General features: G+C 51.7%; 21 protein-coding genes. 5 read left to right on the top strand and 16 right to left on the bottom strand.

Features of this window, described 5'->3' with window-relative positions:
- Nucleotides 1-82: 82 nt before the first annotated feature.
- The gene (locus M0P74_05650) at nucleotides 83-2107 is read left to right on the top strand and encodes a hydantoinase/oxoprolinase family protein (GenBank protein MCK9363068.1); all 2025 of its coding nucleotides are present in this window, start codon (nucleotides 83-85) and stop codon (nucleotides 2105-2107) included.
- A 164-nt stretch (nucleotides 2108-2271) separates the two neighbouring features.
- On the opposite strand, the gene M0P74_05645 is transcribed toward M0P74_05650, so the two are convergent.
- From M0P74_05645 to M0P74_05570, 16 genes are all read right to left on the bottom strand, one after another.
- A complete protein-coding gene (locus M0P74_05645) occupies nucleotides 2272-3039 on the bottom strand; it encodes an undecaprenyl-diphosphate phosphatase (GenBank protein MCK9363067.1) in 768 nt (255 codons plus the stop codon).
- Between the two features lie 106 nt (nucleotides 3040-3145).
- Nucleotides 3146-4180: a 6-phosphofructokinase gene (locus tag M0P74_05640; protein ID MCK9363066.1), complete on the bottom strand. Its 1035-nt coding sequence runs from the start codon at nucleotides 4178-4180 to the stop codon at nucleotides 3146-3148.
- A 200-nt stretch (nucleotides 4181-4380) separates the two neighbouring features.
- Nucleotides 4381-4788 carry a phosphate-starvation-inducible PsiE family protein gene (locus M0P74_05635; GenBank protein MCK9363065.1) on the bottom strand — a complete coding sequence of 136 codons (408 nt, stop codon included), beginning with the start codon at nucleotides 4786-4788 and terminating at the stop codon, nucleotides 4381-4383.
- A complete protein-coding gene (locus M0P74_05630) occupies nucleotides 4785-5225 on the bottom strand; it encodes an arsenate reductase ArsC (protein MCK9363064.1) in 441 nt (146 codons plus the stop codon). Before M0P74_05630 ends, M0P74_05635 begins: the two co-directional genes overlap by 4 nt.
- A 35-nt stretch (nucleotides 5226-5260) precedes the next feature.
- The gene (gene phoU, locus M0P74_05625) at nucleotides 5261-5932 is read right to left on the bottom strand and encodes a phosphate signaling complex protein PhoU (protein MCK9363063.1); all 672 of its coding nucleotides are present in this window, start codon (nucleotides 5930-5932) and stop codon (nucleotides 5261-5263) included.
- The gene (gene pstB, locus M0P74_05620; protein MCK9363062.1) at nucleotides 5932-6693 is read right to left on the bottom strand and encodes a phosphate ABC transporter ATP-binding protein PstB; all 762 of its coding nucleotides are present in this window, start codon (nucleotides 6691-6693) and stop codon (nucleotides 5932-5934) included. The genes phoU and pstB overlap by 1 nt, the downstream gene beginning before the upstream one ends.
- Nucleotides 6693-7532 (bottom strand): phosphate ABC transporter permease PstA, encoded by an 840-nt coding sequence (pstA, locus tag M0P74_05615; protein MCK9363061.1) that lies wholly within the window; start codon nucleotides 7530-7532, stop codon nucleotides 6693-6695. The genes pstB and pstA overlap by 1 nt, the downstream gene beginning before the upstream one ends.
- On the bottom strand, nucleotides 7529-8470 hold the full coding sequence (gene pstC, locus M0P74_05610; protein ID MCK9363060.1) for a phosphate ABC transporter permease subunit PstC: 942 nt from the start codon (nucleotides 8468-8470) through the stop codon (nucleotides 7529-7531). Before pstC ends, pstA begins: the two co-directional genes overlap by 4 nt.
- A gap of 105 nt (nucleotides 8471-8575) precedes the next feature.
- Nucleotides 8576-9586, bottom strand: a complete 1011-nt coding sequence (gene pstS / locus M0P74_05605) for a phosphate ABC transporter substrate-binding protein PstS (GenBank protein MCK9363059.1) — start codon at nucleotides 9584-9586, stop codon at nucleotides 8576-8578.
- Nucleotides 9587-9734: 148 nt separating this feature from the next.
- On the bottom strand, nucleotides 9735-11585 hold the full coding sequence (locus M0P74_05600; GenBank protein MCK9363058.1) for a GGDEF domain-containing protein: 1851 nt from the start codon (nucleotides 11583-11585) through the stop codon (nucleotides 9735-9737).
- Nucleotides 11586-12212: 627 nt separating this feature from the next.
- Nucleotides 12213-12980 carry an undecaprenyl-diphosphate phosphatase gene (locus tag M0P74_05595; GenBank protein MCK9363057.1) on the bottom strand — a complete coding sequence of 256 codons (768 nt, stop codon included), beginning with the start codon at nucleotides 12978-12980 and terminating at the stop codon, nucleotides 12213-12215.
- Nucleotides 12981-13055: 75 nt separating this feature from the next.
- A complete protein-coding gene (locus M0P74_05590; protein MCK9363056.1) occupies nucleotides 13056-14273 on the bottom strand; it encodes an aminopeptidase in 1218 nt (405 codons plus the stop codon).
- Nucleotides 14270-14980, bottom strand: a complete 711-nt coding sequence (locus tag M0P74_05585; GenBank protein ID MCK9363055.1) for a DsbC family protein — start codon at nucleotides 14978-14980, stop codon at nucleotides 14270-14272. Before M0P74_05585 ends, M0P74_05590 begins: the two co-directional genes overlap by 4 nt.
- A 232-nt stretch (nucleotides 14981-15212) precedes the next feature.
- On the bottom strand, nucleotides 15213-16181 hold the full coding sequence (locus M0P74_05580; protein MCK9363054.1) for a polyprenyl synthetase family protein: 969 nt from the start codon (nucleotides 16179-16181) through the stop codon (nucleotides 15213-15215).
- A 225-nt stretch (nucleotides 16182-16406) separates the two neighbouring features.
- Entirely contained in the window at nucleotides 16407-16781 is a 375-nt protein-coding gene (locus M0P74_05575) for a helix-turn-helix transcriptional regulator (protein MCK9363053.1), read from the bottom strand.
- Nucleotides 16778-17050 (bottom strand): type II toxin-antitoxin system RelE/ParE family toxin, encoded by a 273-nt coding sequence (locus tag M0P74_05570; protein ID MCK9363052.1) that lies wholly within the window; start codon nucleotides 17048-17050, stop codon nucleotides 16778-16780. Before M0P74_05570 ends, M0P74_05575 begins: the two co-directional genes overlap by 4 nt.
- 327 nt (nucleotides 17051-17377) lie before the next feature.
- Between M0P74_05570 and M0P74_05565 the strand changes: the two genes are divergently transcribed.
- The 4 genes from M0P74_05565 to M0P74_05550 all read left to right on the top strand — a co-directional run bounded on the left by M0P74_05565 (nucleotide 17378) and on the right by M0P74_05550 (nucleotide 20703).
- Nucleotides 17378-18142: a HesA/MoeB/ThiF family protein gene (locus M0P74_05565; protein MCK9363051.1), complete on the top strand. Its 765-nt coding sequence runs from the start codon at nucleotides 17378-17380 to the stop codon at nucleotides 18140-18142.
- Entirely contained in the window at nucleotides 18139-18405 is a 267-nt protein-coding gene (locus tag M0P74_05560) for a MoaD/ThiS family protein (protein MCK9363050.1), read from the top strand. Before M0P74_05565 ends, M0P74_05560 begins: the two co-directional genes overlap by 4 nt.
- 235 nt (nucleotides 18406-18640) lie before the next feature.
- Nucleotides 18641-19327: a GntR family transcriptional regulator gene (locus tag M0P74_05555; protein ID MCK9363049.1), complete on the top strand. Its 687-nt coding sequence runs from the start codon at nucleotides 18641-18643 to the stop codon at nucleotides 19325-19327.
- Nucleotides 19328-19536: 209 nt separating this feature from the next.
- Complete coding sequence (locus M0P74_05550; protein ID MCK9363048.1) at nucleotides 19537-20703, top strand: aminotransferase class V-fold PLP-dependent enzyme; 1167 nt, start codon at nucleotides 19537-19539, stop codon at nucleotides 20701-20703.
- Nucleotides 20704-20733 lie beyond the last annotated feature (30 nt).

The following is a 20733-nucleotide window of genomic DNA, read 5'->3' as shown; positions in this document are numbered from 1 at the left end:
TCTGCAGCATATCTGCCGGGCCGTCGAATACCCAACAGTGAAGTTGCTCTAAGGCATTGCCTGGCAACGGGAGAAAAAGCAGATGAAGATTGCACTAGGCATTGACACGGGCGGCACTTACACCGATGCCGTCCTATTAAATCATGATACGGGAAGTGTGTTGGCTGGCGCCAAGGCTCTGACCACGCGGCGCAATCTGGCCGTCGGCATTCGCGGCGCGATGGCGGCCGTATTCGCCAACAGTCCTTGGACCTCCGCGGACGTGACCTTGGTGGGGTTGTCCACCACGCTGGCGACCAACACCTTGGCCGAGGGCCAGCGACGCGTCGTGCCGTTGTTCCTGATCGGCTATGACCGCAGCCTCATGACGCAGTGTGGCCTCGAGGCTGCGCTTCCGACTGCGGACGTGGTCTATGTGCGCGGCGGGCATGACGGACAGGGGGAAGAGGTTGCCCCTCTGGACGAAGATACGCTGACCGCGGCCATCCTGGCCCGCCGGGATACCGCCGAGGCGTTCGCGGTCTCCGGCTATTTCGCGGTGAGCAACCCAACCCACGAGTTGCGCGCCCGCACATTGATCGAGGCGTTGACAGGCCGGCCGGTGACCTGCGGACACGAATTGACCAGCAAGCTGAACGCTGTACGGCGCGCGACGACCGTGGCTTTCAATGCCCAGTTGATTGCGCCGCTGACCGAGTTGATCGGCTCAGTTAAACAGGCGTTGGCCGAACAAGAGATCGTTGCACCGCTGATGGTGGTGAAGGGCGACGGCTCCTTGGTGCGCGCCGAGTGGGCAATGCATCGGCCGGTGGAGACGATCCTGTCGGGACCGGCGGCTAGCGTTGTCGGTGCCTGGCATCTCGCGGGCCGGCGTGACGGGTGGGTAGTGGATGTTGGCGGAACCACGACCGACATCGGCGCACTGCACGACGGGTGGCCCATCCTCAACGACGAGGGGGCGATGGTCAGCGGTTGGTCCACGATGGTGGAGGCGGTGGACGTCCACACTGCCGGTCTGGGAGGGGACAGCCATGTGCGGTTTGGCGCTGAAGGGCAGTTGTTGATAGGCCCGCGTCGTGCCGTGCCGCTGTGCCTGTTGGCGAGCGAGCACCCGGAGGTTGTGGCCGAGTTGCGCAAACAGGCCGCTGAGCCGCCGCGGCCCTTCGGCTACGGTCGCAGCAGTTGTCTTGACCTGGGGGCAACCGAATTCATGATCTTGGGCCAGCGGGCGAACGGCCAGCTCCCACAGGCGTACGAAACGCTGTTGTCTGACTTGGAGCGTGGTCCTCTGGCGTTGTTCCAAATGGGCAAACAAAGGCGTGTGTGCGAGCTACTGCGCCAGCAACTCGAGACGCTGGAAACTTGGGGGCTGGCGCGCCGGGCTGCGTTTACCCCTACTGATGCATTACACGTTCTGGGCCGATTCACGCGTTGGAACTCCGATGCCGCGCGTTTGGCAGCCACGATGCTGGCCGGTCAGGCCGGCTTGACGGTCGAGGCCTTCTGCGAGCAGGTGGTGGCAGGTGTGGCGCAACGGGTGGCGAAGGAGATAGTAAGCAAGGTTTGCGAAGATGCCGGCATGCGCCCCGATTGGTCGGGTCAGCCGCTCGCCGATTTGCTGTTGCGACAGGCGCTGGGCGACCGGGGCGTTGTGGGATTGCAGTGCGCCATTAGCCTGCCGTGGCCGGTGATCGCTATCGGCGCGCCGGTGGAGGCTTACCTTCCCCAGGTAGCGGCCCACCTGCACACGGAACTGCTCATCCCGACCCACGCCGAGGTCGCCAACGCGGTCGGCGCAGTGGCGGGAGGCATTATTCAACGCCGTCAGACGTTCATCAGCCCGCTGGGAGAGGAACATGCGTATGGTGTGCGCCTCCACTTGCCGGACGGAATCCATGATTTCGGGCAGCTCGAGGTGGCCGTGCAGCATGCGCAGACCGTGATGCTGCCGCTGGTCGAGGCGCAGGCGGTCCGGGCGGGCGCTGATCAGGTAGTGACGCAGATGACGCGGTACGATCAGATCGCGCACGATACACTTGGCAAGGAGATCTACATAGGCACGGAACTGTCCTTCGTCGCGACAGGCCGGCCGCGCGTGTCCCGATGACTTTAGATTCTAAACGGGGCTGTGCGGTCGCGGCTGTCAGTACGCAACAAATTTTCATTTTTGTTCTTACCCGGGCTTGCTGGCGATCTTGCCGATGTCAGGGCAGGGGAAACGCCGCAACGGATATTTTAAGCTGTCTGCCTTAGGCGCTCAAACAAGTCCGGTCAAAAGAGCGCAAACCAGACGAGGACAAGGGCGATACGGTAAATGCCGAAGAGGATGAACGTGTGGTTCTGTACGAAACGGATCAGAAATTTGATGCTCGCCAAAGCGACGATGAAGGAGGTTAAAAACCCGACTGCCAGATAATTGAGCTGCAAGACGGAGAAGATGGCGCCGTTTTTATACAGGTCGTAAACCGTTGCGGCGAGCATCGTCGGAACGGCCAGCAGAAAGGAAAATTCGACAATTATTGTCCTTTTCATGCCGAGGATCAGCCCCCCGACGATCGTCGCCGCGGAACGGGATACCCCGGGGATGACGGCAAGCGACTGAAAAACGCCGATCAGAAACGACTGCATGTATGTAATTTCGGAGAGAGATTTTGTCGCGTCGTCTTTTTCGCGATGAAGCATCTCGAAGACGATAAGGATGATTCCCCCGATAAGGAGCGACCAGAGGACGACGGCCGTTGAGCCGAGGAGGATGTTTTTGATGATTTTGTAGAGGACAAAGCCGATTACGCCGGTCGGCAGAAAGGCGACGGCCACTTTTTTGATCGTTTCCCAATTGACAAGCAGCTCTCGCCAATACAGAACGACAACGGAGAGTATCGCCCCCAACTGGATGGCGATGTCAAAACTCTTTACGAAATCGCTTTCCGCAAGTCCAAGCAGTTTCCCGGCGAGGATCAGGTGGCCGGTGGACGAAATCGGCAGAAACTCCGAAAATCCCTCGACGATGCCAAGAATGAGCGCTGTTGTTATCTCCACTTCAGCCCCCCTAGAAACATCCGTTTTCGTAGATCAGAATCTTTTCGCCGGTTTTGAGATGGGCAGTGACCATTTTTGGTTCCGTGTTCACCATGTCCCAGTGCAGTCAGGCATCGCCAAAGCAGGTGTCCAAGTTTCGTGCCTTCTTGATCAGAGAATGGCCCGGGTCCACCAGTTTCAATTTACCGGCGATTTCAGCAAGCGGTACAGAAGTAATTTCTTCATTTCTTAAAGAAACCATCTTCCCGAATTCTCGTTTGGCGATGAGTTCGGTAGCGTAGGCGCCATATCTGGTGGCGAGAATCCTGTCCATCGCCGTAGGCGTGCCCCCACGCTGGAGGTATCCCAGAACCGTTTCGCGGGTTTCCAGACCCGTATGTTTGGTGACCATTTTTGCTATGTAACTTCCTGCCGATTTATCATTGTTTGTTTTGATACCTTCGGCAACGACGACAATCGAATAGCCTTTGTCTTTCGCAATCCGCTTTTCCAGATATTTCTCAATGACATTGATATCGTAGGCGATCTCCGGGATGAGAATAATATCGCCTCCGCCTGCGATACCGGAATACAAGGCCAGCCAACCAGCCTGGTGTCCCATGACCTCAATCACCATGATGCGTTTGTGGGAATTGGCGGTAGTATGCAGCCGGTCGATCGCCTCGGTGGCAATACTCACTGCCGAATCAAATCCAAAGGTAAAATCGGTCCCCCACACATCGTTATCAATCGTTTTCGGTATTCCCACAATATTAAGACCCTCCTGGGAGAGTTTATAAGCCGTTTTCATCGTGCCGTTACCACCGATACAAACCAGGCAATCCAGCTCCATCTTCTTATAATTATCGACGATTACCTGCGGTTTATCGATTGCTTTGCGGTAGCTCTCTCCCTCCTTAAACGGTTTTTCACGAGAAGTCCCTAAAATGGTACCCCCGAGAGTAAGAATGCCCGATACATCTGATTCATCCAGCTTAGTATATTCACGCTCAATGAGTCCAACGAAACCCGAGGAAATGCCATAAACCTTCATATCGTGACTGACAATGGCGGTCTTGGCCACGCCTCGTATCGCTGCATTGATTCCCGGGCAGTCGCCACCGGCAGTGAGAATCCCTATTTTCATTCCTTTTGTCGTCATCTGCGGCAATACCAATTCCTCAGTTATTTTTTGCTGCAAACATCGCCTTTTGACTACAAAGGTGCGGGAGCAGCATATCACTTTTTTAAATTATTTTCACCGCCAATGGAGAACCATAAAACAGACTCCGATAACCAGGGCTACGATGATAACTATTTCTTCTATTCTTTCCAAAATTTTTTTTCCATATCTAATAAACCTCATGCTTCCTTCGCCTTCTCCGGCGAAAATATGATTGCCAAAGTTCGTATGCTCCCGATAATCAAAATGAGCACGGCCAGGGCAATGATTTCCCTATATTCCAGCGAGTGTTTGTACAATCCGATCATAATCTCCCGCAGGACAAAAACAATGGCGGCATCAATAATAAACGTTATCTTGAGGCGGTGGACTTCAAAGTACTCGATGATACTCCGCAGCAATTCGATGACCACGAACATGGACAGGATATTGGTGACCATCAGGTCAAATCCTGCCGCGATCGTAGGGCTGCTATACACCAACCGGAGGTCAAGGATGATGCGCGCAATGCCCATCATGAGGGCAAGGATTACGAGGGGGATCATCAGCTTGATGACAATGTCGACAACTTTTCTGAAATGCTTCATACCGCTGTTTTATTGACGAAGGTCAGCACGGCTTGGCGGATTTCATCTCTGATGCGGCGGGCTGCCTCGAGTTTTTCCTCTCGACTGTCCGGCAGCGCGGCGGGATCGGCAAAGCTCCAGTGAAGCCGCTTTGTGATGCCGGGGAAAATCGGACAGCGTTCAGCACTGGCCTCATCGCACACTGTGATGACATAGTTAAAAATGGCCCCTCGCTTATAGAAATCGAAAACGCCTTTCGTCTGCTTGGCGGAGATATCGAGGCCTGACTCGCGCATGACTTCTATCGCCAGCGGGTTCAACACGCCCGGCTCCAAACCGGCGCTTTGGGCCTCAAAGCGATCTCCGGCCAGCTGATTCAGAAAGGCCTCCGCCATCTGGCTACGGGCGCTGTTATGTATGCAGACAAAGAGCACCTTGATTTTCTTTCTGGTTGTCATAGAACACTCTCCTTCCTCAGTTATATTGCGTTAAGTCACTCTTTATTCTCCGGCTTAAGGTCCGCATGTTTGACGATCCTTCCTTGAACGAGGTATATTAACATTTCGGCGATATTGGTCGCGTGGTCGGCGATGCGCTCCAGATAATGAGCTACAAAGCTGATCTTCATCGCCCGGTTTGCCATGCTTGGGTCCTGGGCCGTTAATAAGGAAAGTTCCCTGAGAACTTCAACCTTGAGATCGTCGATTTCGTCATCCCTGGCGATCACATCGGCTGCCAATTGCGCGTCTCTGCTTACAAACGCATTAAGTACGTCTCGCGTCATGCCTCGGGCTATTTCGCCCATTTTCGGTATGTCAATATAAGGTTTAAGCTCCGACTCTTCATTGAGCTCGGTGGCCCTATTGGCGATATTAACCGCCAGATCACCCATTCGTTCCAGTTCGGACGTTACCTTCATGGCTGTTGTGATAAACCTGAGATCGATGGCTTTGGGTTGACGCAAGGCGATTAGCCGAATACACGCCTCATCTATTTCCACATCAAGAGCATCGACCAATGGTTCGTCGTCGATTACCTTCCGTGCCAAGGCACTGTTTCTGTCCTTGAGCGCATGGACGGCATTCCTGATGGCCTCCGCTACCAGGAATCCCATCCGGAGAATTTTCACGTTCAGATGCTGCAGTTCTTCGTCAAAAATGGTCATCAGCCAAACCTCCCGGTTATGTAGTCTTCAGTGAGCTTCACCGCTGGTGCGGTAAATATCTTGTCCGTTGTATCAAACTCGATCAATTCCCCAAGCATCACAAAACCTGTCCAGTCGGACATCCTGGCCGCCTGCTGCATATTATGAGTGACGATAATGATTGTTATCTCTTTTTTCAGTGTTTCCAACAGTTCTTCAATCTTGGCGGTGGAAAGCGGATCAAGGGCCGATGTCGGTTCGTCAAAGAGCAGGACATCGGGATTGACGGCCAGTGCCCTGGCAATAACAAGTCGCTGCTGCTGACCGCCGGACAGTTCATAGGCGCTGTCATGGAGTTTGTCCTTCACCTCCGCCCATAAATGCGCATCCTTAAGTGCCTTTTCCACCCGTTCGGGGTGCTCGGCCTTTTTAATGCCCTTTAACTTAAGTCCATAGGTGATATTGTCACAGATGCTCATGGGGAAGGGAGTCGGTTTTTGGAAAACCATGCCGATGCGGCTTCTAAGATTAATGAGATCAATCGTATCCTTGAGGATGTTCTCGTTCCTCAAGAGTATTTCCCCTTCATACCGATGTTTCGGATAGAGGTCATGCATCCTGTTAAAACAGCGCAAAAGGGTCGTTTTGCCACAACCAGAAGGACCAATTAAAGCGGTTACAGCATTCTTATACACAGGCAGATTGATTTTCTTCAGGACTTGCACGCCGCCGGAATAACAAAAAGACAGGTCTTTCGCTTCTATCTCAATCGTTTCAGCCACTATTTGTATCTCCACTTGATGATAAGTCTTCCCAATATGGTAAGAACGAGGATAAAAACCGTAATAACTAATGATGCGGCCCAGGCTTGAGTATGCCAGATGGCATAGGGACCCATGGCGTATTGAAAGATGGTAGCAGTCAGAGAAGAAATGGGGTGGTTCATGTCTAAAGAGAAGTAAGAGTTGTTAAACGATGTGAACAGGAGCGGCGCCGTCTCTCCTGCTACTCTGGCAATGGAAAGCAGGATGCCCGTGAGGATACCCGTGGCGGCGCCGCGATAAACCACCTGGATGATCACCTTATAATAGGGCGCTCCCAGGGCAAAGGCCGCCTCTCTCAGTTCCCATGGTACAAGGGCCAACATATCTTCCGTGGTCCTGAGGACGACGGGGATCATTATTATGGCAAGGGCGCCGGCGCCGGCCCATCCACTGAAGTGACCGAAGGGTCTTACCAGAATCGCATAGATGAATGTCCCGATGACTATGGAGGGCACACTGACCATGATATCGGAGAGGATGCTGATTATCCTGGCTATAGTTCTGCCCCGCGCATATTCGGCCAGGAAAGTCCCACCAAGCACCCCGATAGGCACTCCAATCAAGGTGGCAAATAATGTTATCATCAACTGGCCGACAAAGGCATTCCGCAGGCCTCCCCCGGCGACGCCCACCGGCGCCGGATCGTTGACAAAGAGGGAGAGATTCAGGGCTGCAATTCCGTGCACCAACACGTCGCCCAGGATAAAAACGAGCCAAAATAATCCCAAAAAGGCGGAAAAAGTGCTGATCGAGAGGGCTATAAAACTTTTAATTTTTCTTACCTGTTCTTTCTTCACCGGGAATACCTCCGCTCAGCCTTCAGGAGAAAGAATTTGGCGATGGCCAGGAAAATGAAACTCATCGTAAAGAGTACCAGGGCCAGATAGAAAAGCGAAGAAAGGTAAATATCTTTGTCTGCCTCGGTAAACTCGTTGGCCAGTGTCACGGTTATGGTCGCAGCGCTATCGAAGAAGGATGTGAACATCTTGTGGTTGTTGCCCAGGACGAAAGCGACCGCCATGGTCTCGCCGATCGCGCGCCCCAGGGAAAAGAGGATACCGCCGAAAACACCCAGCTTCGAATACGGGATGACGATATCTTTCACGACTTCCCATTGTGTTGCCCCTAGGGCGTAAGCTGATTCTTTCACGATTGAAGGGGTCAGATTAAATGCATCTCGAGCTATACTGGCCGTAAAAGGTATGATCATGATACTGAGGATAATGCTGGCGGTCAAGATATCAATGCCCATCGGCGTACCTTGGAAGAGGTTGTTTACCAGAGGGATGCCGGCGGTAGCTTTTTGCAGGAATGGCTCAATGTAATTTCTCATGAGCGGGGAAAGGGTAAACAATCCCCACATGCCGTATATGATACTCGGAATTGCTGCTAATAGTTCGATGGCAATGCCGATAGGACCCTTCAGAAAGTTAGGCGCTATTTCCGTGACAAATATGGCGATGCCCAGGGCCACCGGGATGGCCATGACAAGCGACAGAACCGTCGTCACAAAGGTTCCGTAAATGGTTGTCAATGCGCCGAAGTTTTCTGTTACCGGGTTCCATGCTGTTGTGATAAGAAATTGTACAATACCGAACTTTTCTCTGGCCAGGGAAGATTCTTTAATAAGGACAAAAAGAATGCCAATAATAAAGAAGACAACCATGCAGGCGGCAATGGCGGTAATGAAAGAGAAGATGATATCCCCGGGATTTTTTTTAAACGTTACGGCCATTCACATGGTTCCCTTTGTTATTCATTGAAACATTGACAAAAGACAGCAAGGCGGATGATAGAATAAATATTACATCGCTTGCCTTGCTGTCATATACTTGCCTTCCTATTGCAGGCCGTTTGCCTTCCAGTAGGCCCTGATTTTATCCTTTAAGGATTTCGGTAAGGGGACATAGATCAGTTCTTTAGCCTTACTGTCGCCGTTCTTGAAGGACCAGTCGTAGAAGTTGATTACCTTTTTGTTGGAATCCGGCTTTTCCTGTGCCAAGAGGATAAAGGTTGCGCCGGCGATGGGCCAGGAATTTTTACCCGGTGCATTTACTAACCAGAGATAAAAATGATTCTTTGCATCAAAAGTGGCCGTATCGGCAGCGTCCTCAAAAGCATCGAAACTGGGTGTTACAAAGGTGCCGGCGCCGTTTTTTAGCAGAGCGTAGGTCATCTTGTTCTGTTCGGCATAGGCAAATTCCACATAGCCAATCGAGTTTGGCGTCGATCGCGTATATTGCGCCACTCCCTCATTTCCTTTGCCTCCGATACCGACCGGCCACTGTACTGACGTACCTGCGCCTACTTTCTTTTTCCAGTCGGGGGAGACTCCGTTCAGATATTCTGTAAATACGGCCGTCGTCCCTGAGCCATCTGATCTGTGGACAACCGTAATTTCACTATGAGCAAGATTCAGTTTGGTATTCAAGGACTTGATCTTGTTATCGTCCCAGTATTTGATTTCTCCCAGAAATATCTTGGCCAAGGTGTCGGAATCAAACCTGATGTCACCTGAATTTACCCCGGCAATGTTTACTACCGGCACCACGCCGCCGATCACAGCGGGGAATTGCAGCAGCTTGGCTTTGGCAAGCTGCTCCGTTTTCAGGGGTGCGTCAGTGGCGCCGAAATCAACAGTTCTTTCCGTGATTTGCCTGATGCCGCCGCCTGAACCGATGGATTGGTAATTAAGCTTGACACCAGTTGCCTTGTTGTAATCAAAGGCCCAGGCCGAGTAAATAGGGAAAGGAAACGAGGCCCCGGCGCCGTTAATCGTATCTGCTGCCCACACCTGTGTAAATGACAATAATAATGTCAAGACCATTACCGTTTGGAAAATCTTTTTCATTGTTCCTCCTTTGCTAATGCCGTTTCTGTTGATAAAACAATCTTCATTGTTTCTCCTCGCCGTTTGGAAATTTTTTTTCATTGTTTCTCCTCAATATTTAACTACTGTTAATATACAGGCTAATTATTGTGGCAGTATTAAAAATTGATTAAATATTTGTTACAGACTGCCGCTGCTCATAGGCAAAGCCGCTCTTTCCCGTTGAGCTTGTCAGACGCTTGACCTTTTTTTTCAGCGAGGCGGCACATTCGGAAAAGAGGGCCGGATGAGGATTGGTCCATATACTGGCGCTGTCGATGATGGCCAGACTCAAGGTCACGAGCGGCATTCTTATCATCGTACCATTACGATCATTGGCCTCAATGTACCCTCGTTCGATGTCCGAGTGTTTGAACAGATCGAGCTTGGCATGATCAAACATGCGGCACAACGCCTCCATGAGCTCTTCCGGGATTAAACCGCGGCTGACAATCACAAAATCATCGCCGCCGATATGTCCCAGACGGCTACCTTCCGGCAGGCGATCGCACCATTCCGTAAGCACGCGCGCCGTCAACATCAGCATCTCATCGCCCATGAGAAATCCGTAGACATCATTGAAACCCTTGAATTGATCCAGATCGGCATAGACAACGGAATACTCCGGCCACGTCAAAACCTCATGAATCCAGCGGTGAATGATGTTGTTGCCCGGCAGGTTGGTCAGGGGATTAACACCCATCGCGGAGCGCACCTCCAGTTCCACGGCCTTGGTCATGACTTGTTTCATCGTCACGGTTCCCAAAAACTTGTTCTGAGCGTCAAGAATAATCACCGGATCGTACAGATCTTCCGGCAAGCGGTCCATGGCCAGATTCGCCATAGTCGTCACGGTAATTTTCTCTTCCACTATTAACGGACGCTGTTTGCAGATAAATTCAATCGGTTTTTTGTGAAAAAGCTCGTACCCAAAGGCCCCCCCGGTCCGGGCATAGAACGATTGACGGGTAACCATGCCCGTTATGTCCCCCCCATCGATGATTACCACATGATCCAGATGGGTCGCCTTTGTGAAAATTTGCCCCAGTACCTGACAGGTCATCGTTCCTTTGGCGATCGTCATCGGGAGGATGACCAGGGAACCAATCCGTTCATCAATATCAACCTTGGCTAAGTCGTATTTGGCGACCAGGTTTGTTATAGTGTTTTTCCATACATCTGGCAGGGCATAGGGCTCGCTTGCGGGCATACCGAGGAGAAAGCCCTGAACATACCGGACGCCATAGCGGATTAACACTTCCAGCTCCTCGACGGTTTCCACGCCTTCGGCAATCACCCGGGCATTCACGCTGGAGGCAAAGGCGATAATGGCCTTGACCAGTTTCTGCTTGTATTCATGCTTTTGGATATCATGCACCAGTGCTATATCGAGTTTCAAGTAATGGGGCGTGGAAGCGATCAGGGTAATCAGGCCGGAATAGCCCGAACCGAAATCATCAAGGGCGATTTTGAACCCTTGATTAGCATAATGGGAGACCAATTTTTCAAATTGCATAAAATCGGCAACTGACTTCTCTTCCGTAATTTCAATGACAATCCGATTTTGATCGATGCCGAATTCTTTAAGCTGCGTTTGGGTGAATCGTTCCACGAAACGCGGATCGCTGAAAATATCGGGGCTCACGTTGATAAAAAACAGAGCTGATTGAAATGTTTCGGGCAGTGATGAAATCTTCCGTAAGGCGGCGCTGCGGCACGCTGTTTCCAGCTCCCAGGTCATTCCTAAGCGTTTGGCTTCCGCAAACATCTGTTTTGGCATTGCCAAGGGAGGAGCGCCCCGGGAGAGGATTTCAAATCCCAGCACCGAGGTAGTCATCAGATCGATTACCGGTTGAAAATGGGGAAGTATCTGCTGCGTTTCGATCAATTCAGTTAAAATCCTTTTACTGCTTGCCTCTTGTCGAGAGGATAGGACCACCACCGGCTGATTATTATGTGCCATCTGTGCATTGAACATCATAGATATCTCCTTTATGTATTTGCGGCTTAGTCATATAGTATCAATATTACAATTTGGTGACTGTCTTATGAAATTTTGGTTAATCTGTAATAATTTAGTTGATTTCTGGTAAGTGATCACAGGGCACCCTAAGAGAGTTGAATTACTTCGTCGGGTTTTTTGGGGGGGGCTTCCGGAAGACACCCATAATGCTGCTGATACTATTGAATAATTAGCGACCAGAAAAAATTTTGCCCTCCGGAAAAACGCTGCTGGAACCCTTCAGCGACGTCCGGGTGAAAAAAACAATGCCGGTCAGCCGTCATTCTAAAGGCCACGATATAATTAGCGAATACACTACACTCCAAAAATTTTGCCCTCCGAAAATTATGTGAAAAATCGGGACTCCGCGGTGTAGATTATCCAGTTTTCTTTTTAACCGTTCAGCACTTACAAAAGAATGTCATCCCCGGTAGAAGCGCTCGGGGATGACAGCGTTATTGATGGTTATGCTGAATAGTTACTTTTCTTTTTAAAAATTCAGGATTCAGTTGCTATCGGATGTAAATATATAAAGGACGTCCGCCTCTTCTCTTGGACAGAAGATGGGGCTTTCAGACTTTTGACAAGTGCATCAAATATGTTCGGTTAAAAGAGCGCAAACCAGACGAGGACAAGGGCGATACGGTAAATGCCGAAGAGGATGAACGTGTGGTTCTGTACGAAACGGATCAGAAATTTGATGCTCGCCAAAGCGACGATGAAGGAGGTTAAAAACCCGACTGCCAGATAATTGAGCTGCAAGACGGAGAAGATGGCGCCGTTTTTATACAGGTCGTAAACCGTTGCGGCGAGCATCGTCGGAACGGCCAGCAGAAAGGAAAATTCGACAATTATTGTCCTTTTCATGCCGAGGATCAGCCCCCCGACGATCGTCGCCGCGGAACGGGATACCCCGGGGATGACGGCAAGCGACTGAAAAACGCCGATCAGAAACGACTGCATGTATGTAATTTCGGAGAGAGATTTTGTCGCGTCGTCTTTTTCGCGATGAAGCATCTCGAAGACGATAAGGATGATTCCCCCGATAAGGAGCGACCAGAGGACGACAGCCGTTGAGCCGAGGAGGATGTTTTTGATGATTTTGTAGAGGACAAAGCCGATTACGCCGGTCGGCAGAAAGGCGACGGCCACCTTTTTGATCGTTTCCCAATTGACAAGCAGCTCTCGCCAATACAGGACGACTACGGAGAGTATCGCCCCCAACTGGATGGCTATGTCAAAACTCTTTACGAAATCGCTCTCCGCAAGTCCGAGCAGCTTCCCGGCGAGGATCAGGTGGCCGGTGGACGAAATCGGCAGAAACTCCGAAAAACCTTCGACGATGCCAAGAATGAGTGCTGTTGCTATCTCCACTTTATCTCCAGTTCATCTAAAACGAAGCCACCCTTACCCTTGAGGCGGAAAAGGGTGAGGGTAGGATGCCGGTGCTCAGTGCTTAAAACAGCCGTTTTCGTAGATCAGAAGCTTCTCGCCCGTCTTCAGATGGGCCGTGACCGTTTTGGGCTCCGTGTTTACCATGTCCCAGTGCAGGGCCGAGTCGTTGAAGCCCAGCTTTTTCTTCAAGGCCGGGGTCATCGAGGTTTGGTCTCCGGAGAATGTGTCTGTATAAGATGCGCCGACGGCGATATGGCAGTTTCCATGGGCGCCGCCGAAATTCTCGTCGAAAAGGGTGTCGGCCATGAACATGTCGATGTGGGAGAAACGACGATCGGTCAGCGAAAACTCGCCGAGCCGTCTGGCGCCTTTGTCCATGGCGAGCTGGCGAATGGTGAAATCCTCGCCTTTCTGAGCGCTGATTGCCACTGCCTCACCCTTTTCAAAGGTGAGTTTTACCCCCCCCACATAGTTGCCGCTGCGATAAGAAGGCAGATTTGCGTAGTATGTGCCCTTTGTCCCCCGCCAGTCCGGGGAGATAAAAAGCTCGAAACTCGGGATATTGTGTCCGGAGACTCCCAGCCACTGCCGCTGTTCCCCGGGAGATATCCATAGGTCGCAGCCGGCTGATTCTATGTGAAACCAGGCCGTACGCAAACTCCCCAGCCATTTTTTGATGGCTGCCGCGTTACGCCTGATTTCCTTCCACTTTTCTACCGGATTGTTTTGATCCAGGTAGCAGGCCCTGATTATCTGGTCGGTATATGCGGCTGTAGTCGTCCGGGCTTGCCGGGCGAGTTCCTCGGTCGGGAAGGTGCAGAGTGTCCAGCCGTAATCGCCCTGCTGTTCGCGCGTCTCGATAATGTCGCGGAGCTGCTTGCGGGCTACCAGCGCCTTGCCGATTTTCGCTGAATCAACGTCTTTTAGGTGGGTCAACGATTCGGGAGCGTGCAGGTAGATACGGCCATGGAGATTTCTGTAGAGTTCCTTTTCTCCCGGCGGCAGAAAAACGAGCTGACCGGCCCCCGATTTTTCAAAAAAGGAAAGCTCCATAGCCGGGGACAGGCTGCTCCGCTGCACGGGGTGCATCCCCCGGGAGATTATCTTTTCATAGAGCAGCTCCGCCAGGCGCAGGGCCGCCCGGTCGTACTGAATCAGGATGATGTTTCCCTTGCGATAGCGGCCTTTCCGGGCCGTTTCCAGTCCCCAGACCAGGACGTCGGCGTATCTTTTCAGGTATTCCTCGCTCAGGATATCCGTTGTTTTTTTCATTTCGCGTTCAGGATTTTTTCAATGCGCGCCATATCCGCCCCCAGGACAACCTGTCCGTCGATAAGAAAGAGCGGCGTTCCGGTCACGCCCACCTGCCTGCCGATTTCCTGGTGCGCCTTCAGGAGTTCCTCCGCCGCAGCCGGCGCTTTGCAGGGGGATAACTTCATGTCGTCCAGTTTGCCGGCCATTGCCTCCTCATAGGCCTTTGCTGGATCAGCGGCGCAGAAGACCTGAAGCGTTTTTGCCTTCGCGTCCTTGTGCGAAGCTGCCGGTAGCAGAAAAACGTAGCGGGTCAAATCCTTTCTGCCGGCAAGGTAAGTTGACGCTTTTCGGCAGTAGGGGCAGTCAATATCGGTGATCTCGACGATCTGATGTTTTCCGTTCCCGATTCGGATGGCCTTGTCGAGGGGAGCGGCTTTTATTTTTATGCCGATGAGCTCGGCGGATCTCTTTTCGGTGAGGTTTTCCCCCTTGCTTGTTACAATCGGCCCATAGATCAGGTATTCCTGTCCCGGGGCGTAATAGACAATTTGGCTCCCCACCGTAACTTCATACAGGCCGGCGACCGGGGTAGGCTTGATGCTATCCGCGTGGATTGCGGGGAAGCTCTTGCGAAAAGACTCTTCCGGTGTTGCCGCGACGGCTGTTACTGTGGGCAGCAACGCCAGCAGTAACGAGATGTACAATATTGCAAATGTCTTTTTCATGCGAAAATCTCCTTTAATAATTTAACCGAGGTAATTGCAAAACTCCCCATTCTTGTCATTCCCGCAACGATTCTGAGCGGGAATCTGGTCCTAACTGCTTGAAAAACCATATTATGAACATTAAGCTTCGCTTTCCCGATAGAGACATTATGAACATTAAGCTTCGCTTTCGGGAATGACAAATGGTTTTGCAATTGCCTCAACCGAATAGATTTAAGGGTAGGCCCCAGTTTTAGACACGCCGTCCGACAACGTAGTCTGCGACGGTAAAGAGCGCTGTTTTGGCGTCCGAATCAGCAAATTTAGCAAGAAACCCCTTTGCCTCTGCAACGTATTTTTTGGCTTTTTGCAGCGAGTAGGGGATGCCGTCATAGCGGTTTATCAGCTTCATGATCGCAGCCGCCGAATCCTCATCCCTGTTTTTAACCCCGTTCTGCACGAGGGTTTTTTCCTCCTGAGTGCATTTTTTGAGGGTGCGAATAAGCGGCATGGTCAGTTTCCCGTCGCGGATATCCTGGCCGATCGCCTTGCCGAATTCCTCTTCTTTGCCGACATAATCGAGGGCGTCGTCGGTGATTTGAAAGGCGGTTCCCAACCCCATGCCGAAGCGGGTGAGGGCAGCGACCTGTTCCTCCTTTGCGTCGGCGATAATTCCGCCGATGGCGCACGCGGCGGAGATGAGGATAGCCGTTTTTTTCTCGACAATCGCCAGGTACTCCTCTTCGGTGGTATTGACGTCCCCCGCCTTCATCAATTGAAAAACCTCTCCTTCCGACATCATGTTTGTCGTCTGCGAGATAAGCTTGAGGATGGCAAGGTTTCCGTCTTCGATCATCAGCTTGAAAGATTTTGAGTACAGGAAATCGCCAATCAGCACACTGGCCTCGTTGCCCCAGATGCGGTTTGCGGAGATCCTCCCGCGCCTTGTTTCCGCATGGTCAACGACGTCGTCATGAAAGAGCGTGGCGGTGTGGATGAACTCGATCACCGCGGAAAGCGGGTAGCGGCGCTCGCCCCGGTAGCCGCAGAGCTCCGCCGCTGCCAAGAGCAACAGGGGGCGGAAACGCTTTCCCCCGCCGCCAATCAGGTGATGGACGATCTCCGGGATCAGCTTTACCTCCGACTCGAGGTAGGTTTCCATATATTCCCCGGCCCGTTTCAGATCGTTGCCGAAATAATGAAAGACATCCTGCATCTGCATTTCTTTCTCCTTCATGTTACCGCGACGCATCCGTAAGAGCGCCGCCCCCGGAAATGTCGAGACAGGGCTTTATAGATGATGCCGGCAGAAATGTCAAACAAGCCGGAACTCGAAATCTAATGCCAGATTTTGTATGAATCTCCTTTTAATACACAGAAGGCAGGAGCAAGAATATAAACAATGGGGCCGAAAGCTCCTTGTTGACTTTATGAAAATTGAGACATTTCAGTCAATGAGCACATCCGGCGGCACGTCGAGGGTGCGGGCAATCGCTTTCAGTGTTTCGACAGTTCCCTGCCGCTTGCCCGTTTCGATCTGGGACAGGTAAGGCTTACTTATCCCTGCCCGTCCGGCGAGTTCCTGCTGGGTCAGTTTGCGCTGCATGCGCCAGAGTTTCACCGGCGATTCGCCAGCAAGTTCCCGGCGTAGGATATCCTCGGGAACCAGAAAGGCTCTCCCCGCGGCATAGTCTGTGTGGAATTCGGCAATGGCGCGCGCGTCGGCCTCATCCTCGATCAATTCAAGAAAATGTTCATAATCAACGTAGGGGATCACCGCGAATTCGGGGCGACCGTCTTTTTCGATGATCTGTGCTTTCATTGGTATGCCTCTCCTCTGGGCGCGATTCGCACCACGGCAATCAGCAGCGCCCGTTCGTAAATCAGGTACGCAATCCGCCAGTCTCCTACCCGTAACCGATAGCCCGGATGGCTGGTCAGTTTCCGGACTTTGTTGTTGGAAGAAAACGGATCAGCCGCCAGCGTCCCGATCTTTTCGACAATAAATTCAGCCACATTGCGCGGCATGGCTTTCAACGCCTTGCGGGCTGATTTCGAGTATTCGACCTTGAACATGGTTCTGGTTAGCATATCGCAAACAAAAAAGCAAACAAATTCATAATGGCCGTCAGGATGTTTCCCCGCATCCCCGCTTGGGTGCAAGTTTGTCCATCATTTCCGGAAGAGCGCCTGATTCATTGGTTTTCAGCTCCTCCTCCAGACCGACATTGGTGACCCAACAACCACCGCCCGGGCCGTATCAATCGGATCAATATCCGCACGCTGGATGTTTTCCGTAAGTTGCAGGGCCGGAATCTCGTCAATGTTTTTTTCGCCTGTCGGCGCCCGCTGCCAGCGGCAAATTATTGGCGTTGTAAAGAGGATTTGTATAGGATATAAAAAAACAGGAGGCAAGATATGGAAAAAGGGGAAATAACACTGGATGACCAGGAGTTGACGAGATATTCGCGCCAAATTATGTATCCCGACTTCGGGGAAACCGGGCAGCGCTGTTTGAAAAGGTCCCATGTGCTGATCGCCGGCTTGGGCGGTCTGGGTTCTCCCAATGCTACGAATCTGATTTATGCGGGCATCGGGAAGCTGACGCTTATTGACTGCGACGTTGTCGATCTTTCCAACCTCAATCGCCAGACACTGCACTGGGAAAAGGATGTCGGCGCGCTGAAAGTAGTTTCCGGTTCGGTAAAACTGGCTGCAATGAATTCAAAAACAGAGATAAGGCCTTTGAATGTGAGGATAACGGCGGACAATGCCGGGGAATTGCTCGCAGGGGTTGATCTGGTCGTGGATTGCATGGATAATATGGAGACGCGATTTGTCCTGAATGAAAGTTGCGTGAAAAAAGGCGTGCCCTTCATCCACGGTGGCGTCACGGGCTTGGACGGGCAGCTTACCACAATCATTCCCGGGAAAACCCCTTGCCTCGAGTGTATTTATCCGCGGGGCATCGGTGGAGGAAAAAGGGCTCCTTTCCCGATTTTTGGCGCTACTGCGGCCCTTGTTGCCTCATTGCAGACCATGGAAGCCATAAAACTGCTGACCGGATTCGGCGATCTGCTCGCCGGGAAAATGCTCTTTGTCAGCGGGGAGGGCATGGAGTTTACCACTATTGAAATTGAAAGAAAGAAAGACTGTCCAATTTGCGGGGGAGGCAATAGATGAGCATCAAAACAATGATCCACCCTTTTCTTAATGACGGCAAGGAACTTCAACTCGAGATTGACGGAAATACTGTGGGGGAATGCCTGCGGTCGATATTGCAGCAGTATCCGGCCATGGAAAAGAAGATGTTCGACAAAAAAGGCAGGATAAAAGGCTATATTGAGGTTCTCGTAAATGACCATGGGATTGGCACGGATGAACTGGCATATGCAGTTAAGGATGGCGACTCCATGACTATTATAGTTTTTCTGTCCGGGGGCTGAAGTTGGAACATTTCTTTTCACTGCATAATTTCTTCATTACTCAATCATAATTGTATCCAATATAGCCTGGTAACTATTAAGCAGCATATCACTGCGATTTTTCATAATTAAATAGTTTTTGCTATATCAGTTTAATATAAAACGCTATTTATTTTAAAAAAATAATTGACAGTGATCTTGAAATGTATTATCGGTACAAGAAATTTTTGTTTTGCCTATAATTTTGGATACATTTATGGAAAAGGTCCTGCTAAATAAACCCCCTGCACAACGACGATTATCCGTTCGGGAAAATACCTATCAAAAACTGAAGGAGGCAATTTTTTCCAATAGATTCATTCCGGGCGAGCGGTTGGCGGAAGAGCAGATCGCCGCGGAGCTGGGGGTGAGCCGAACGCCGGTGCGGGAAGCTCTCCATCGGCTCGAACAGGATGGATTCATCGAACCTCTTGAAAAAAGGGGATTTTGCATCCCGGATAATTCTCCCGAAGAGATTAGAGACATCTTCGCCTTGCGGGCGGCCTTGGAGGGGCATGCCCTCCGGCTGATCTGCAGGCGGATTACCGATGAGCAGATCGGGCTGCTTCAGGAAATTGTAAATAAGGCGGAAATCGCCATTCTGCAAAAAAAGGTTGATGATCTTTCCAGAGCCAATCTGGCGTTCCACGATGCCCTGATGGAAATGATCGCGTACAAGTGCCACTTTTATAATTTTATTGTCAATATGAGACAATATGTTCTGAGATATCGGAAAGGCACCCTGCCGAACTTTGGGGTGGGGGAAAGGTGTGTGGATGGCCATCGCATGATCCTGCTGGCATTGAAGCTCCGGGATGAGGAACTGTGCGAAAAGGTGATGAAGAGGCACATTCAGACTTCCGGGGAAGATGCGCTTCGGCTCAGCCTCGAGAAACTGCAATAACGTAAGAGGTAATTGCAAAACTCCCCATTCTTGTCATTCCCGCAACGATTCTGAGCGGGAATCTGGTTCTAACTGCTTGAAAAACCATATTCCCGATAGAGACATTCGGGAATGACAAATGGTTTTGCAATTGCCCCGTAAGTTTTAGTTTCATCGATTTAAAGATTAAAACTACTAACTAATAACCGGCAGAAGGAGGAACAAACAGCATGTCGTATTACAGTGGTCGTCATTTTTTACAGATTCCGGGGCCAACCAATGTTCCCGAGCAGGTGCTCAGGGCCATGGCCAAACCGACCATCGATCACCGCGGGCCGGAGTTCAAGGCGCTGGGGATGGAGGTTTTGGCCGGGCTGAAACCTGTTTTCAAGACAACCGAACCGGTCATTATTTTTGCGTCGTCAGGGACCGGCGCCTGGGAGGCGGGGCTCGTCAACACCCTTTCGCCCGGCGACAAGGTGCTGATGTTTGAAACCGGGCACTTTGCAACCCTTTGGAAAAACATGGCCATAGGCCTGGGGTTGGAGGTTGACTTTGTCCCGGGCGACTGGCGGCATGGGGTGGATCCAGCCGTGGTCGAGGCCAAACTTTCCGAGGATCGCAATCATCAGATAAAGTCCGTCAATGTAGTCCACAACGAGACCTCCACGGGAGTGCTGAGCCGGATTGGGGAAATTCGCAAGGCCATCGATCGTGCCGGTCACCCCGCCCTGTTCATGGTTGATACGATCTCTTCGCTGGGGTCTGCCGATTACCGCCATGACGAATGGGGCGTAGATGTGACAGTCGGCTGTTCCCAGAAGGGGCTGATGCTTCCTCCTGGTCTCGGCTTCAACGCCGTCAGCGCCAAAGCCCTTGCCGCCGCAAAGGATTCGCGGCTTCCGAAGTCTTACTGGTCGTGGGAGGCGATGCTTGGCGTCAACAAGGATGGTTTCTTCCCCACTTCTCCTTCGACCAACCTGCTCTATGGCCTCCGGGAATCTCTTTATCTGCTTAATGAGGAGGGGTTGGAAAACGTCTTCGCGCGTCATATCCGCCATGGCGAAGCGACAAGGCGGGCGCTTAAAACTTGGGGAATTGAGAATCTCTGCCTCAATCCGGAAGAGTACAGCCCGGTGCTGACGACGGTGCTGATGCCGGAGGAGAAAGGGGCCGACGCCTTTCGGGGGGCGGTGCTGGAGAAGTTCAACATGTCTTTGGGCAGCGGTTTGGGCAAGCTCAAGGATCGGGTCTTTCGCATCGGCCATTTGGGGGATCTGAATGACCTGATGCTGATAGGAACGCTCGGCGGCGTGGAGATGGGATTCACCCTGGCGGGTGTGGCTCATCAGAAGGGCGGTGTAATGGCGGCGATGGAGTATCTGACTGCCTGTTGAAGCACAGCCTTAGTGTTACATAACCTTTAT

The organism is Syntrophales bacterium (genome assembly GCA_023229765.1).
Taxonomy (GTDB): domain Bacteria; phylum Desulfobacterota; class Syntrophia; order Syntrophales; family UBA5619; genus DYTH01.
This window is presented reverse-complemented; position numbering and strand designations above follow the sequence as displayed.